15 protein-coding genes are annotated in these 14,702 nt (G+C 69.6%); all 15 read right to left on the bottom strand.

Annotation, left to right across the window (positions count from 1 at the left end):
- Nucleotides 1-30: 30 nt before the first annotated feature.
- Nucleotides 31-1,875, bottom strand: coding sequence for a sensor histidine kinase (locus tag QRX60_RS29455; RefSeq protein ID WP_285994678.1), 1,845 nt, complete (start codon nt 1,873-1,875; stop codon nt 31-33).
- Between the two features lie 22 nt (nt 1,876-1,897).
- Entirely contained in the window at nt 1,898-2,416 is a 519-nt protein-coding gene (locus QRX60_RS29450) for a DUF742 domain-containing protein (protein ID WP_285994677.1), read from the bottom strand.
- A gap of 161 nt (nt 2,417-2,577) precedes the next feature.
- A complete protein-coding gene (locus QRX60_RS29445) occupies nt 2,578-2,994 on the bottom strand; it encodes a hypothetical protein (RefSeq protein WP_285994676.1) in 417 nt (138 codons plus the stop codon).
- A gap of 33 nt (nt 2,995-3,027) precedes the next feature.
- Nucleotides 3,028-4,317 carry an NAD(P)/FAD-dependent oxidoreductase gene (locus tag QRX60_RS29440; protein WP_285994675.1) on the bottom strand — a complete coding sequence of 430 codons (1,290 nt, stop codon included), beginning with the start codon at nt 4,315-4,317 and terminating at the stop codon, nt 3,028-3,030.
- A complete protein-coding gene (locus tag QRX60_RS29435; protein ID WP_285994674.1) occupies nt 4,310-5,161 on the bottom strand; it encodes a ferredoxin in 852 nt (283 codons plus the stop codon). Before QRX60_RS29435 ends, QRX60_RS29440 begins: the two co-directional genes overlap by 8 nt.
- The gene (locus QRX60_RS29430) at nt 5,158-5,961 is read right to left on the bottom strand and encodes a DUF4142 domain-containing protein (protein WP_285994673.1); all 804 of its coding nucleotides are present in this window, start codon (nt 5,959-5,961) and stop codon (nt 5,158-5,160) included. Before QRX60_RS29430 ends, QRX60_RS29435 begins: the two co-directional genes overlap by 4 nt.
- A gap of 433 nt (nt 5,962-6,394) precedes the next feature.
- Nucleotides 6,395-7,822 carry an ATP/GTP-binding protein gene (locus QRX60_RS29425; protein WP_285994672.1) on the bottom strand — a complete coding sequence of 476 codons (1,428 nt, stop codon included), beginning with the start codon at nt 7,820-7,822 and terminating at the stop codon, nt 6,395-6,397.
- A complete protein-coding gene (locus QRX60_RS29420; RefSeq protein ID WP_285994671.1) occupies nt 7,819-9,291 on the bottom strand; it encodes an SCO6880 family protein in 1,473 nt (490 codons plus the stop codon). Before QRX60_RS29420 ends, QRX60_RS29425 begins: the two co-directional genes overlap by 4 nt.
- The gene (locus tag QRX60_RS29415) at nt 9,291-10,400 is read right to left on the bottom strand and encodes a hypothetical protein (RefSeq protein WP_285994670.1); all 1,110 of its coding nucleotides are present in this window, start codon (nt 10,398-10,400) and stop codon (nt 9,291-9,293) included. The genes QRX60_RS29420 and QRX60_RS29415 overlap by 1 nt, the downstream gene beginning before the upstream one ends.
- Nucleotides 10,401-10,409: 9 nt before the next feature.
- Nucleotides 10,410-10,712, bottom strand: coding sequence for a hypothetical protein (locus tag QRX60_RS29410; protein WP_285994669.1), 303 nt, complete (start codon nt 10,710-10,712; stop codon nt 10,410-10,412).
- Nucleotides 10,712-11,497 carry a hypothetical protein gene (locus QRX60_RS29405; protein WP_285994668.1) on the bottom strand — a complete coding sequence of 262 codons (786 nt, stop codon included), beginning with the start codon at nt 11,495-11,497 and terminating at the stop codon, nt 10,712-10,714. The genes QRX60_RS29410 and QRX60_RS29405 overlap by 1 nt, the downstream gene beginning before the upstream one ends.
- Nucleotides 11,490-12,599 carry a C40 family peptidase gene (locus QRX60_RS29400; protein WP_285994667.1) on the bottom strand — a complete coding sequence of 370 codons (1,110 nt, stop codon included), beginning with the start codon at nt 12,597-12,599 and terminating at the stop codon, nt 11,490-11,492. Before QRX60_RS29400 ends, QRX60_RS29405 begins: the two co-directional genes overlap by 8 nt.
- A complete protein-coding gene (locus tag QRX60_RS29395) occupies nt 12,599-12,967 on the bottom strand; it encodes a hypothetical protein (RefSeq protein ID WP_285994666.1) in 369 nt (122 codons plus the stop codon). The genes QRX60_RS29400 and QRX60_RS29395 overlap by 1 nt, the downstream gene beginning before the upstream one ends.
- A gap of 476 nt (nt 12,968-13,443) precedes the next feature.
- Complete coding sequence (locus tag QRX60_RS29390; protein WP_285994665.1) at nt 13,444-13,992, bottom strand: hypothetical protein; 549 nt, start codon at nt 13,990-13,992, stop codon at nt 13,444-13,446.
- Nucleotides 13,993-14,204: 212 nt separating this feature from the next.
- The gene (locus QRX60_RS29385; RefSeq protein WP_285994664.1) at nt 14,205-14,549 is read right to left on the bottom strand and encodes a hypothetical protein; all 345 of its coding nucleotides are present in this window, start codon (nt 14,547-14,549) and stop codon (nt 14,205-14,207) included.
- Nucleotides 14,550-14,702: the final 153 nt, after the last annotated feature.

Here is a 14,702-nt window from a genome sequence, read left to right as displayed (position 1 = left end):
AACCATCACAACACATCTCCATTCACAGGGTTACTTTTGCCCGACCTCGAGAACAGTCCATCCGCCGGTGTGCCGGGTACCGCGAAGGCGAGCTTCCTGCTCCTTGGCCTTCTGCACTCCCTGCTGGTAGCTGGACAGCCGACGCTGCGTGTGCTTCGGGTCGCGTTCGATTGGTTTCGGATTCTGCACCGGATCTGCCGCCAGGCCACCGTCCGCACTCCCGACGAACAGGTGCGCCCCCTTCTTTCGCAGCGGCAAGCCGTCGTCGGTGTAGGTGTAGTCTTGCTGGTGCTGGGACTTCTCCGCCATCTGCCACGTCTGGTCCACTTTCGAGCGCCGGTTGTCCGCCGCATCGCCCCCGGAGTTCGCGGAGAGGTCCCCGGCGCTGCCGGCCGAAGGCAGTCCCTTCTGCCGGATCTTGCTCGGTGCCTGGAACCACCGCGAAGTTCTCCGGGGAACGGACGGCTTCGCGGTCTCGGCAGCCGCGATCCGCTTGTTCGGGATCCGGGTGGGCAGCTCACCGGGAACATCGGAATGAGCTTGCGCCACCAGGTCGGACGAAGACAGTCCCGTGGCCTGCTTGCGGGTCGCCTGCACCTTCGTCCGGTTGTGCCACGAGGACGGCCGCCGCTCGGTCGCGCCGTCGGACGCTTGCGTTTCCTGGCGCCGCACCGTGATGGTCACGGGAACCGCCGAGCCGCCACGTCCGGCACGATTCGTGATGCCACCCGTGGCCCCCATGGTCGAGCCGCGGCTCGCATCGCCCGGCAATGCGGCACGCACAGCGTCCTCATTCAGCAACACGGAGCTCGGCACGGAAACGAGAGCCGAGACCCCTTCGACGTCGTCGCCGCCGAACAATTCGACCCGGAAACCGTGCCGACCGGCCAGCCGGCCGGCCACGAGCAGGCCGAGACGGCGGGAGCGGGCGATCTCCACGGAACTCAGTTTGCGCAACTGCTCGTTCGCGCTGCTGATGTCGGCATCGGACATTCCGATCCCGTTGTCGATCACCCCGATCGACAATCCGCGGTGTCGGGCCAGCTCGGCCTTCACGGTGACCGGCTTGTCCGGCGGCGAGAACGACGTGGCGTTGTCGAGCAGCTCGGCGACGATGCGGATGAGGTCGCCGGCCGCAGTGTTCGCGATCCGGACCGACGGCGTGTTGATCAGCCGGACCCGCTGGTAGCTGTCGATCTCGGAGATCGACGCGCGCAGCAGGTCGTCGATCGGCACCGGATCCTTCGTCTTGCGCACGAGTTCGGTGCCGGAGAGCACGAGGATGTTCTCGTTGTTCCGGCGCATACGCATGACGAGGTGGTCGAGCTGGTAGAAGCGATTCAGGTCCGAGGCGGACCGGTTCTCCTGCTCGAGCCCTTCGATGATCTTCAGCTGCCGTAGCAGCAAGGTCTGGGTCCGGCGGAACATGTTCAAGAACACTTCCGCGTAGCCGGAACGGATCTCGTCCTGCTCCTGCGCCAGCCGGACCGCGTTGGTGCACACCTGCTCGACGTCGCCGACAAGGTGGGCCAGCTTCTCGTCCGACACGGTCGGCAGCTGGAGCCGGACGTGGTTCGCATTCCGGCTCGCCACTACGTTGTCCACGATGTCCGGCAACCGCTGCCGCCCGAGCAGCTCGAGTCCCCGGTGCAGCTTTTCGAGCGATCGCCGCTGCCGCCGGGCCTCCGAGAACATCAGCACGCCGGCACCGATCGCACCCGCAAGCACCGGCAGGGCGGCGAGGCGCGGCCACGAGGGCGTCCACAGCAGACTGACCGCGATCAGGCCTGCCGAAGTGGTTTGAAGAGCGCAGAATACGATGAACTTCGTCAACAGCGGCTCGGTGCCGCGTCCTCGTACCGCGTCGATGGTCATCGTTCCTCCGTCGGAAAGCGTGTCAGGCGAGCCGCGAGATTCCCCGGTGGACCCGCCGGAGCAGCTCGATCGAGGGGAGGCCGTCCACGGTGGGGGTCGCGATGCTGTGCACGCGAAGAAAGCCCCGGTCGATACCGTCGGTGATGATCATCTGCGCCAGTCCGATCGGCGCCTCGATCGCCACCGCGATTTCCGCGACCGACTGCGGCATCGAGCAGGTCCGGTACACCAGCCGCTGCTCGGCACTGAGCGAATTGAGCGGCAGTGTGGCGTACGGCTGGACGGTCTCGATCATGGTCTCGAGTTCGAGGTCGTCCCTGATCTCAGCCGACTGGCCGGTCCCGAGGTACGGCCGGACCAAGGCGGACGGATGATCGATCTCGAGCACGAAGTCGATTCCCTCGACATTGTCGTACTCGTCGGGAGGCACGATCCGGCAGGCTCCTCTGAGCTGGGAGTCGTCTTCCGGCTCGTCGGGCAGCCTGATCGGCGCCACCGCGGTCATGACCTCCACCACCACGGGCTGGTTGCCCTTGAACACCGTTTCTTCCGCAGGACTCCGTTCCCGGAAGTCGTGATCGGCCCACTCGCCGTAGTCGGACCAGCCGCCGAAGCGGACCGGCTCCCCCGCTCCCGCCGGGGGCCGTCCGGGCGCAGCGTGCGGTCGTCCGGCCGTCACGGCCGTAACCGGCCGGTCGTGACTCATCGTCGGCCCCCCGGTGGCTGGGCGGAAGTCGTCTGTGCCGGCGTGGTGTCCGCGGGCCGCTCCGGCGCCGCGTCGGCCGATGTGGAGGTCGGTCGGCTCACTGCGGGCGGCTCCGCCTGCTGTCCGGCAGACGGCTCCATGGTCATGCCGCTCATGGACTCGGGATGCCCGGCAGGTTGTGCCGAGGTCGACCACGCCGTGGCGATCTCCGTCTCCGGCACCGGGGCGCGGATGGTCCGCGGTTGCTCGCGGTAGGGCAGGGGGACGACCACCGAGTGATAGTCCGCCGCGTCCGCGGTGAGAATGGTGAACCCGGTCGTCTGCGAAGTGAAGTTCGGTGACTGCTGGACGGCGAGGGCAGCGGCGGCAGCCAGCGCGACGACGGAGAAGATCGCCACTACGTTCGGTCGCATGCAATCGTCCTTTCGAATTCGTCGGCGTTCGAGTCAGACCCGGAGAAACTCGGGCCGCGGATCCCGTCTCGGTGTCCTGGCCGGCACGACCTCGCCGGACTCCGGAGCGCGCCCGGCCGGTGCCTGCCGGTCCGCTTGGGCCAGCGGAGCCTTGTCCACGAAGGTCTTGGCGTAGTTCAGGACCGCCGTCGAGTTGTCGAAGCCGATGACTCCGACCAGAGTGTCGTCCCGGTAGTACCCGGTCAGGGAATGCCCGCCCGGGGTGGCGGGATCGATCGGGTCGCGCTTCGTGCCGACAGCGGGCATGCCCGCCGCCTGGATACGCAGCCCGTGCTGCTCGGACCAGAATCGCGGCACTGGCATGAACGGCGCGGCCGAGCCTCGCCCGGTCAGGAGGTTCTCCGCCGCCGCGCGTCCCATCTCGATCGCGTTCGTCCAGTGCTCGACGCGGCGCGGCTTGGTGTCGAACCTCAGGTTCGGCCAGCTGGCGACGTCCCCGGCCGCGACGACGTCGTCCAGCCCGGCCACGTGGCAGGTGGCTTCGCACACCACGCCGTTGTCCAGCTGGGCGCCCGAATCACGTAGCCACGAGACCGCGGGGACCGAGCCCGCCGCGGCGACCACGAAGGCTGCGTCCAGCTGCCTTCCGTTGGACAGCCGCAGGTGGACGCATGACCCGCTGGAGGCCCACCGCTCGACCCGCGTGCCGAGTTGCAGCTGGACGCGGTGCCGGCGGTGCAGCTCGGTCAGCCGCTGCGCGTGCCCGGCGTCGAGCAGATTGCTCATCAGCAGTTTCGAATTCCCGATGAGGACGACGTTCTGGCCGAGGGACCGGATGCTGGAGGCCGCCTCGCAGCCGATGAAGCCGGTGCCGATCACCGCGATCGGATCCCGCGCACCGGTAAGGGCTTGCCGCAGGCGTTTGCTGTCGGCGATGGTGCGGAGCACGGCGACGCGCGAACCCGCCCGCATCGCGCCGGGGAGCCTGCGGGCTTCGACCCCGCTGGCGATGATCAGACCGTCGTATTCGAGCTCTTCACCGCCGGGCAGGTGGACTACGCGCCGCTTGGCGTCCAGCTGCGACGCCACGGTGTTCAACCGCCACAGGACGTCGAGGTCGTGTGTCGGCGCGGTGATGATCTCCTTGAGGCCGAGTTCCCCCGTCAAGAACTGCTTGGTCAGCGCCGGCCGGTACACCGGCATGGTCGATTCCGAGCCGATGATGACGATTTCCCCGTCGAACCCCAGTTCGCGCAATCGTTCGGCGGCGCACATGCCGGCCAACCCGGCTCCGACGATCACGATTCGCGGCAGCTCACCCATGGTGGTTCGTCCCTTCCAGTTGGATCGCTCGCATCGGGCAGGCCCGGGCCGCGGAGATGACGTCCAGGTTCCGCGTCAGCTCGGGGGTCTGCCGGTACGCGAGTCGGCCGTCCTCGCGCAGTTGGAACACGTCCGGCGCTTCCGCCTGGCAGAAGCCGTAACGGTGGCAACGCTGGTTGTCGACGCTGACCTTCAGGGGCGCAGTCTTGGCGACCTGCTTCTGCGCGACGGCGGCAGCCTTGTCCCCGACGAGGCCGAGCTTCACCAGCAGCGACACCGGCAGGAACCGGACCGTGGTCAGTGCGATCACCGGGGCGAGGACCGTGATCCCGGCGAGCCACATCACCTGGAAATTGCCGTTCGACCACGCGCCCCACCAGGAATGCACGACACCGAGGGCGATCGCGATGTACGCCGTCTGATGAAAGCGCAACCAGTTGCGATACCGGATGAATCGGTGCATTCCCGCCGTGATGACGATGGCGACCATCATGTCGAAGGAGAGAATGCCGAGGCCGTGCCGCACGTAGCCGTTCAGGAACGGGATGACCACCTGGGTCCCGACGATGATCTGCTCGTCGAGGAAGAGCATGCCGAACCCGTGCACCGTCGCCGTTGCGATGGCGAACGATGCCAGCATCACGTGGCCGGTGCGCAATGCCTGATGACCGGTCATGCGCTGGATCCACCCGGTGGCGGTGAGGATGCCCCAGCACAGCGTCAGGCACATGGTCAGATAAGCGAGCCGTGCGGAAAGGGCGACCACGGAACGCACACCGGCGTCGTTGGACGTGTATCCGGCGGCCAGGAACGTGTCCGGCACGCTCGAGAGGACTCCGGTCATTCGACTGCCACTCCCTCTTCCGCCGTCTCCAGGGCCTGCCGGGCGGCGAGCCGGACGAGCACCAACGTCCCGAACGCCGCGACCAGCGCCAGGCCGATCCCCATCACGATTTCCGCGATCGTCGGCGTGGGCTGGTACGGCGCATCGGTTCCGGCGTGCACGGCGACCGAGTCGGAGTTCGCCAGCCCGGTGCTCTCCAGCAAGGCCATGTGCCGGGCGACGTACTCGGTGGCGACCTGGGCGAGTGAGCGGACCACATCGTTCTGGGTGGTGGCCCGGACCGTGGCGACCTTCATGTAGACCGAGCCGTGCGCGGCTCTGGTGAGAGTGACGTACAGCCGGTCGCGTTCGTCACCGCTCGCCGCCTCGATCTGCTCCCGCCAGCTCTGCTGCTGGGGCGTCGCGGCTTCAGGGAGCTGGACGTTGAGGCGGGTGGCGGCTTGCTCGTTGTACATGTTGAGCGCGTGGTGCTCCCGGGCCAGCTGCGCAGCCACCGCCTTGACCCGGGGGTTCTTGCTCTCCTTCGCCACCAGCTCGCTGGTCGGCGCCTCCCAGTACCCCGCCTGGGCCACCGCCACGAGCACCGCGACGTCGGACGGGTACAGGGGTCCGTACGGAGCGTCCATATTGGTGCGCTTCTGTTCTTCCCTGCCGGGAACCTGTCCGTTGTAGCCGGACGTCACCGAGATACCGCAGGAGGAGAGCGCGCCCATCAAGGTGAGCACGGCAAGCAGCCGGCAGACCCGCGTCCGCCGACCGGCGGCACCACGGGTCAGCACGTCCACTCCGAACGGGAACACGCGGTGCTCCCGCCGGGGGCCGGTTCGCACGCTCGTTCCGCACCGGCACCGGCATCTGAACTGTGGCGGCTGTTCATGGCTCCGCACTCCCTTCCGGTGTGCCAGTGGCTCAAGTCGTGCAGGCCACGAACTTGGTGCACCCAATTACGCACCGTCTGCAAGCTTGGTGGAAGTGGGCTGGTGCACGGTTGGCTAGTTCGTTCAAGCGGTATGCCCTCAAGGGCACGAGGCCCGGCCGCCCGGGTCGAGGGCGCCGAGCGGCCCGAGCTTCGGTGCCGGCCAACGGTTTCACTCGGCGACGGGGTACCGGCCCGGAAGCGGGCGCGGAGCGGCCGCACGTGGACGGTGACACCGGTTGTGCCCCCGCGGGGAAGCGATCAGCCACACCACACGCGCAGGGCACGATGATCCGTTGGGGACGGGCGTCCGCGGGTCAGGGACGCCCGGTCAGCGCGGCGTCGGTCTCGGTCAGCCGGACCTCGGTGGGTGAGCGGACGTGCTGCACCAGCAGCGGGGCTTCCGAACCGATCTTGGCCAGGAACGTGCCCCGGCCCAGCCCCATGATCGTCTCTTCCGTCCCCGGCGGGAGATCGTAGAGCTCGGCACACGCGAGGGCGTCACTGCGCAGGGACTGCCCGAAGACGAACACCGTCTCGGCTTCCTGCAGCAGCGCGCGTGCGGCCGAACCGGCGGGCAGGTCCGACACGTGGTGGAACCCCGCCAGCGTCGCCAGGCCGAGGCCGCGCGCGAGCTTGGTGTTGCGCTGGAAGACCCGGCCGAGCGCCCCCTGTGCCACGTGCCAGCCCTCCTCGACGACGTTGACGGTCTGCATCAGCTGCTCCGACCGCCGCGCGAGCATGTTGGTCTGCCACGTGTTGATCACGGTCATCACGATCCGCAGCGCGGGCCCCTCCACCGGCAGGCTCGAGATGTCGAAGTGGACGAGCCCGCTGGGGTGGTCGAGCTGCACGTCGGGCGACGTCTCCTCGTCGACCAGGCCGGCAAGGTCCTCTTCGATCATCCGCTCCAGGGCGAAGGCCGGGTCGAAACCCCATTCCCGCAGCTCGGTGCGGGGAACACCGATGCCGTCCGCCGCGTCTTCGGCGGGATGCACCAGGTGGTGGACGACGTCGCCGATGACCGGGATCCGGCCCCGCTCCCGCGCGTCCGCGGTGGCAGCGAGCAAGGCGATCCGCAGCGCCTTGCCCTCGCGTTCGGTCACCCCTCGCCCGAGCGCCTCCGCGAGCACGGCGCGGAGCAGCATCATCTGACCGGTCGGCCGGCCCGCCGCCCCGGTCGGCCGGCCCGGCTCGCCCAGCGCGATGACCGGGTCGAGCACGTTGAGCCTGCTGCCGGTGCCGTCGACGGTGAAGCGGATCGACGGCGCTCCGACCGCCCGCGCGAGTGGGGTGTATTCCCCTTGGCCCGCTTGCGTCTTCTTGTCGAGCACGACCACGCGGCGTCCGGCGAGCAGGAGCTGGCGAAGGGTGCCCCATGTCTTCAGCAGGGAGCTCTTGCCTTTGCCGACGTCGCCGACCACCGCGACGTTCGGCGCCGAAACGAGCTTGTCGGCATAGGCGATGAAGGGGTCGTGGCACACCAGCTGGCCGGACAGCCGGTCGGTGCCCAGGATGAGGCCTCGGTGCGTCGTCGGTGGCGACGACAACGCCAGGTTCAGGGCTTCGGCCTGCCGGGTGGTCGACCTCGCCCCGGCTTCCCGTGGCTCGTACCACCCGGCCCGGTCCAGCCAGTGAGCGCGCCGGGGCTCCCGGCGGCCCTTCTTGGCCGCCTCGGGTTCCGGCGGCCGGGCCGCCGGGTCGAGCGGGGACTCGGCCGAAGCTTCCGACGCTCGTACCGTCATCCGGTCACCGCCATTCCCCGCGCCAGCGGATAGGTGGCGATCGCGGCGGCGTCGTGCCAGGTGTCCTGCCACTCCAGCCGGCCGATCGCGCAGTTCGCGGCCGCGTTCGCCACCCGCGTGGACGCCCGGGCGAGTTCGGCGGGGTCCGCGGCGGTGACCGAAAGCGCCATCGTCCAGTTGACACCGTGGTGGCCGCTGCCGGGCGTCAGGTCGGTGAGGCGCCGCCGCGACGCCGACAGCAGCATTTCGTCCGTCCCGTCGCCGACCTGCCCCTTGGCGGCCGCGTTGTGCCGGCTCGCGCCGTCCACCGCGACGTCCCGGACCGCTCGCGCCCGGGCGATCCGCGCCGGGACGAACTCCAGCCGCACGCTCAGCGTGCGGATCACCGCGGGGTTGACCTCCACCAGCAGCGGCGCGAGCCAGTGCGGCCCGAGGGGCACCGCGGCGATCGCGTCCGGCGGCACCGTCGCCACCCGGTGCAGCCAGCGGCCGTTGACCGTCACGTGGCCCCGCTCCGCTTGATAGTCCTGCCAGCAGTTGCTCCAGCGGACGCCCTCGTGCTGATCCACCGGGTAGCCCGGGTCCTGCATCGAGCGCAGGACGGCACAGGTCCGCTGCTCCCCCAGCACTCGCGGCCGGACCAGATCGGCCCGGCTCACCAGCTCGGCCAGCCGGGCCAGTTCTTCCCGCACCAGCCCGGCCCAGCCCACGTCGCCCTGGCCGTAGCGGCGCGCGGCGGCCGCGAACTCGCCGGTCAGCGGGAACCGGGCCACCAGGTAGTTCCGGTGCTGCTCCGCGGTGTGCGTGGTGAGGTCGATCAGATCCTCGTAGGAGCTGACGAGTGTTTCGATCCCCGGCCGGCCGGCGACCCTGGCCGCGACGAATGCGCGGTGACGCGCGGGGTCGTGCGGCAGGATGCGGTTGATCTGCTGGAGACCCCGGATGAAGGAGCCGTCCCGGGCCAGCTGCGACAGCATCACCCCGTACCGTGCCGAAGCCGCTTCGAACTCGGCGACGGTCCGCAGGCGCTGCGGTTGCCCCTCGACCTCCATGACCACCGAAAGATAGGGCGGCTCACCGGGATTGGCGTGGCGGAGCACGAACATGTCCGCGTGCGGCGTGCCGGCGAGGTCCAGCGGGACCACCCGGCCGACCGGCGGAGGCAGCACCGGCTCTCCCCCCGCGGGATCGGCGGTGTACGCCGTGACGCCCCGCCGCCGGCGCAAGAGGAACCGCCAGCCGCGCACCCAGCCCGCCGCCGGCGAGCGCTGCCCGTTCCACGGGTACAGCACGGCCACGCCGAGCGCGAAGACTCCGGCACCCGCGATGGTCCCCGCGGCGCCGCCGATCCCCAGCCACAGCCAGACGGCGACCAACGCGGTCGCGCCGAGCGCGACGCCGGTGCGACTGTCCACTTTGCCCAGCAGGCCGCGGCCGGCGATCTCCCCGCCCAGTACCGACGTGCGCATCAGGCCGTCCCCCTGACCGGTGGGGCCATCACCTCGGTGCGCCCGGCCTCGTCCAGGTGGCTCCGCTCGGGCGGCCCCGGCCGTTCCTTCGGCCGGCCGCGATCCCGCTGTCCGCGTTCGTAGGTCTGCTCGATCGTGCGCGCCATACCCGGCTGCGCCGGATCCCGCTCGACGAGCGGCGAGGCGACCACCGTCACCCGGTCCAGCGAGGCGGCCGCGGGGCCGCGGACGCCGACCGGTGCGGAGCCCGCCGTCTCGGGGCGTTCCCCGGTCCCCCTGCCCAGCACCGGGAACTTGCGCACGAGGAGGAGCGGCCCGGCGCCGGCGAGAGCCAGCGCGACCACCAGCAGGCACAGCTGGATGAGGCCGGCGACACCGTCCGGCTCCGCACCTGCCGCCCCGAACGCGCCGAAGGCCGCGGCCAGCAGCAGGAAGAGCGCCGGCTTGGCGAACACCAGGCCGAGCCAGAGAGCCGGTGCCCGCAGTGCCTTCAGCCGCCACAGCGGGTGCACGAGCATGCCCCAGCCGACGCCGGCGATGATCCCCGCGACCGGCAGCCCGATCTTCTCGACGGCGAGCACGATGAACACACCCAGCGCGCCGGCGACGATCAGGACGGAGACGATCAGCCCGACGAAGGTGCCGCCGGGCAGCTTGTCCGCGGTGATCCCGGCGAGGGTGTCCACCCGGGAGCCGGTCTTCCCGATCGTGGCCGCACCCCAGTCGGCGATCCCCTGGGTGGCCGCGTTCGCGGCGTTGATCACCAGAACCCCGATCGCCGGGGAGAAGGTGATCAGGAAGACGGCCGAGGGCAGGTACTTGAACAGCGACTCCCGCAGGTCGTCCCGTCCGCCGCGCCGCATGCTGTGCACGACCGCGAAAACCGCGGAAAACGCCATGATCACCAGGCCGATGCCGGCCGCCGCGGCGTACTGGGTCAGGAATCCGGGCGACGCCGGGTCGACGTCGCCCTGCCCGCCGAGCCCGTTCAAGACCTGTTTGACCAGGTCGAACGCCGAGGAGTGGACCGAGTTGGCCAGCTCGTCGAGGGGGGTCGACGGGTCGGCGACGAAGTCGGCCGAGTGGAAGCGGTCACCGATGCCGGGCATGCCGTGACCTCAGAACACAGCCAGGACGGCACCGAAGATCAAGCCGAGGCTGGTCAGCACCCCGAGCCCGATCACCGATCGCTTGAGCGACGCCGAATGGTCCGCGACCGACGTGTGGTAGCCGTGGCGTTTCGCCGACTGCAGCTCCAGCGTCGCCCGGATGGTGCCGAAGGCGAACACGACGAACGCCAGGCCCCAGACCCCACCCAGCAGCTTCTTCCAAGCGGAGTTGAATTCGACGCCGAAGACATCGAAGTTGGGGACCACGCCGTCGAACGGATTCGGCGACTGGCTGAGCAGGTGGACGATCATCAGCTCACGGCCTTCCCGTAGTCACGGACATCGAGGGGGACGATCCGCTGCCGTCCGGCCGCGGGCCGGGCGGCGCGTTCGGACGGCCCGGGGCGCTCCAACGCCCGCAGGGCCACCTTGGCGAGCGGCTGCCAAGGCCCGTGGTCATCGGCCGGCGGAGTGTCCCCGGGCAGCTTGATGCGGACGACCTGCGCCGTCCGCGTCTCGAAGTACCGGACGATCTTGCGGGCGAGCTTCCGGTCGCGACCGGTCCGGATGGCCGCGACGACCGCCGACGCGGCCAGCCCGGATCGGCCTTCGGCGGTCAAGCGGTCCAGGAGCCACTGGGCGGCACACGCCGCCTGGACGTCGTCGGGCACCGGGATCACCAGCTGATCGGCCATCGCGGTCTGCCGCCGCCAGTCGGCACCGCTCGGATCGGAGGGCATGTCCGCGATGACCAGGCCCTCCGGCCGGGTTTCGCCGATGCCGTTCCACAGCTGCACGTTCGCCTGAGTGGTTTCGATGACACTGTGGAGCATCCGCGCCACCAGGCTCTTGCCGGCCCGGGATTGCGGGTTGACCACGGCGACGAGGCCGGAGAGCGCGGGCTTCGCGACGGCCGCGGGTTCGGGTGGGACGGCCGGCTCCGGCTGCGGTGGTGCTTCCTGGGCCCTCTTCGGCCTGCGCGCCGCCGCGCGTCGTTCCGCGCGCGGCGAATCCGTGCCCACCTGCGCGGCCAGGGCGACTGGCTTGCTCAGATCGATGGGCTGCTCGACCTCGTAGCCCGGCGGGTTCTCATGCATGCTGATCGGGCCCTTCTCCTGGAATCGGCCGGACGGCTTCCGACCGGAAGTCACCACCCGTTCGGACTGGGGAAACCTTGACCACGTCACCGCTTTGCGGAGCTTCGACCATGTAGGGGACACCGCCGACGACACCGAGGAACATCGCGACGTGGTGCACGACGGAGCCGTAGAACACGAGATCACCGGGTAGCGCCGCGGACCACGGAACCACCGTCCCCCCACCCGCGCGTTGTGCCTGGGAAGTACGCGGTAAGGAGACCCCGACCTGTCCGTACGCATACACCATCAGGCCGCTGCAGTCGAAACCCACCTTGGCGAAGTCACCATGCGCATCGGCCACACCGCCGTCGCGGATGCCGCGGGACGGACCGGCCGTGGTGCCGCCGCCCCAGGCATAGGGAGTGCCTAGCCAGGAGAGCGCCGCGGCGAGTGCGCGCGCAGCTTCGGGCGTCGGCGCCTTGACGGACCCGGTGACCCCCGCCGCCGGCGGCAGTTCCACGTCGGTCCCGTCGGTGCGGATCGCGGTCGGCCCGCTCGTTCCGGCCGCACAGGTCATCGCGGCCGTGCCGTCGTACAGGACGTCGGCCAGCGATTCGGCCAGCGGCTGCCACGGCGCGTACTTGCCCGCCCCCGCGCCGCTGGCCTGCACCACCTGCCCGATGTCCGCATTGGACCGTGGATCCGAGTCGTATCCCGGCACCCTGGCCAGGAGCACGGTGAAGAATCCTTTGGCCGCCATGCCGGGATCCGTCCGGTCGTACCCGACGTAGGCATCGGCCGGGCCCGGGGCGATCTGCTGGAAAGCACCGGTCGCCCGGCCGACGGTGGCTGCCGGATCGAAAGTGGACTCCTGTCTCGCCACCTGGAGGGCGATGACCGCACCCCGCTTGGTGATCGCCATGCCTTTCGCCGTGGCGACGATGCGCTTCGCGACGTCGAGCTGCGGCAAGGCGAGATTCAGGGAATCGGCTTCCCCGGTCGTCGGGGACGCGACGGTACCGGCACAGTCGAGCGCGTCCGCACGGTCCGTTCGCGGGAGCAGCAGAAGCAGGGCCGCCACGGCGGTCGCCACGACGACGAGCAAGGTCCGCAAGCGCATCAGCCCGCCTCCACCTGTTCATCGACGAGCCAGCGGCCGTCCGCTTGCCGGACGACCCGCCGCACCGACTGCACCTGCTCGCTTTCGAACGCCACACCCGACGCCGAGTTGACGCGCCGGGCCGAGAGCACCAGGAATGCGACGTCCGCGCTGCGCGGTGCTTCCGGACTCGGAGCCGCGGTGATCTCGTCACAGCCGCTGCTCAACCGCTGGGCCTGTGCGGTCCGGTAGGTGTTGTCGTCGTCGCCCTTCCGGCGATCCTCTTCGGCCGCGGCGGATGTCTGGTAACGCGAAGCACGATCGAGGTTCGCATTCATCGGCTCGTGCCAGTCGAGGGCGCACCATTCACGCAACCACTCGGCACCCACGGCCGAGGGCGTTGCGAAAACCGCGTCCGCACCGCGTCGAGGCGAGGTCTCCGGCGAAAGCGGCGCAACGGACGACGAGCCGGACCGCGCCGGTGTCCGGGGTCCCACTGTCGCGACGGGCACCCGGGTCGTGGTTCCCACCGGTCGTTGCGATGTGGGCTGTTCTCCCGCGCCCCGAGGCGCGGGAGCTCCGACGGCGCACCCGGCGCAGCCGAGAACGGCGAGCAGCACCACGGGAACGACCAGTCGCATCGCCTTCACCTCCGGGAGCAGTCCAGCGGACATCCGCAGTCTGCGGGGCGGGAACGTGAGATGCCCAGCATTGCCCGGGATCTATGTCCGAACTGCGAACAGCTGGGGTGCGCCGGGGCAGAGGCGGCCGCTCGGCGCCGAGGTACTCCACCGGGCGCTCGCACCGGTCCCGCGCGATCCCGGCGTCTCGTGCCGTGTGGGAGATCCTTCCGGTGCCCGGTATCTCAGAACTCCAGGGCGCGGCGCAACCGGTCACCTGGATGCCAGAAACTCCCCAGCACGCCGGTGATCTTGAGTTCTTTCAGCTGCCCGGGCGATCCGGGCCAGATCTGCACCAGCGCCTCCGCCTTTTCGGACGACCGGAAGTCGGACCGGCCGGCCGAACCGGCGGGTCCTTTCACGTGGTAGCGGATGCGGTAGTCCCCCGGCCCCCCGGGCAACGGCCTGAGCTCGCACACCAGCGCGCGCGACCAGTCCAGCATCGCCGGACAGCCGGTCGCGGACGGATACCCGAATTCGACCACGTCTTCGAAGCAGTCGAGGAAGTCGGCGGGCTCGGCGTGGTGCATCTCCACCGCGACGCTCGCCACGCTCGCACACGATGGCAGCTGCAGTTTCAGCTTGCCCGCCGAAGCCGTCACCATGCCCGACCAGGTCGACACGCGATGATTGATCAGCGAGGTGTTCTCGCTGATGTAGAAATACGGGTACTCGGCATCGAGGTCAAACTCCACGCGACCGGGGTAGGTCGCCGCGCTTTCACTGGCAGACATGGAAACTGTTTTTACCGGAATTCCGCACCGTTCCCCCCTCCGCTCGCGAACGGGAGACTTCCGTCATACCCTTCTGCCCGAAAGACACCACGCACCACCGGCCGATCGTCCGCAGGAACACCAGAGGAGGCATGCGAGCCGGCGCGTCCGGCAGCGGTCCCCGATGAAGTCAGGAATTGCGGTCGCGCCGAAGTGGACGGGCCAATCGTTCGTCACCGATGGACGGCAACGATTTCTCCCTGGTCCACACTCCGGAGCAGGGAAACAGCGAGCCGCAACTGCTGTTCGGCCCGTTCGTCATCGCACCGGCCCGACGAACGAAGTGCCTCCGCGGCGCCGGACAAGCCGTCCATGAGATCGACGCACCGCTGACAGCATCTCGGAAAGCCGGACCGCAGCCCGTTCCGCAGCAAAGTGTCGACATATCGCTCGAGCCAATCCGCGAGCACCAAAACGGGAACGATTCTCCCCGAAACCTCGAGCGCCGTGGCGAGTCCCGTGCCGTCTCCGTCAAGGGAAGTCCGGTAGCCCACTTCCGCGCCTTCTGCTTCCACCATGCCCCTTACCCGCTGGATCGCTTGCGATGTCCGCCGACAAGGCCCGGAGTTCCGGGCAACATACTATGTTGCCCGGCGCCAAGATTTCGTACACCGCCATTCAGTGGCAGCACGCGCCCGATACGGTGATACGCCGGCCACGCGACGTGAACT

The organism is Amycolatopsis mongoliensis (assembly GCF_030285665.1).
Classification (GTDB): domain Bacteria; phylum Actinomycetota; class Actinomycetes; order Mycobacteriales; family Pseudonocardiaceae; genus Amycolatopsis; species Amycolatopsis mongoliensis.
Note: the sequence above shows the minus strand (reverse complement) of the source record. Positions and strands in the feature narration are given on the sequence as shown.

Bases quoted from the DNA above. Each gene is read 5' to 3' on its own strand.
- QRX60_RS29445 (WP_285994676.1), bottom strand. From the start codon at position 2,994: ATGCGACCGAACGTAGTGGCGATCTTCTCCGTCGTCGCGCTGGCTGCC.
- QRX60_RS29405 (WP_285994668.1), bottom strand. From the start codon at position 11,497: ATGCATGAGAACCCGCCGGGCTACGAGGTCGAGCAGCCCATCGATCTG.
- QRX60_RS29410 (WP_285994669.1), bottom strand. From the start codon at position 10,712: ATGATCGTCCACCTGCTCAGCCAGTCGCCGAATCCGTTCGACGGCGTG.
- QRX60_RS29415 (WP_285994670.1), bottom strand. From the start codon at position 10,400: ATGCCCGGCATCGGTGACCGCTTCCACTCGGCCGACTTCGTCGCCGAC.
- QRX60_RS29455 (WP_285994678.1), bottom strand. From the start codon at position 1,875: ATGACCATCGACGCGGTACGAGGACGCGGCACCGAGCCGCTGTTGACG.
- QRX60_RS29425 (WP_285994672.1), bottom strand. From the start codon at position 7,822: ATGACGGTACGAGCGTCGGAAGCTTCGGCCGAGTCCCCGCTCGACCCG.
- QRX60_RS29440 (WP_285994675.1), bottom strand. From the start codon at position 4,317: ATGGGTGAGCTGCCGCGAATCGTGATCGTCGGAGCCGGGTTGGCCGGC.
- QRX60_RS29390 (WP_285994665.1), bottom strand. From the start codon at position 13,992: ATGTCTGCCAGTGAAAGCGCGGCGACCTACCCCGGTCGCGTGGAGTTT.
- QRX60_RS29435 (WP_285994674.1), bottom strand. From the start codon at position 5,161: ATGACCGGAGTCCTCTCGAGCGTGCCGGACACGTTCCTGGCCGCCGGA.
- QRX60_RS29400 (WP_285994667.1), bottom strand. From the start codon at position 12,599: ATGCGCTTGCGGACCTTGCTCGTCGTCGTGGCGACCGCCGTGGCGGCC.
- QRX60_RS29420 (WP_285994671.1), bottom strand. From the start codon at position 9,291: ATGCGCACGTCGGTACTGGGCGGGGAGATCGCCGGCCGCGGCCTGCTG.
- QRX60_RS29385 (WP_285994664.1), bottom strand. From the start codon at position 14,549: ATGGTGGAAGCAGAAGGCGCGGAAGTGGGCTACCGGACTTCCCTTGAC.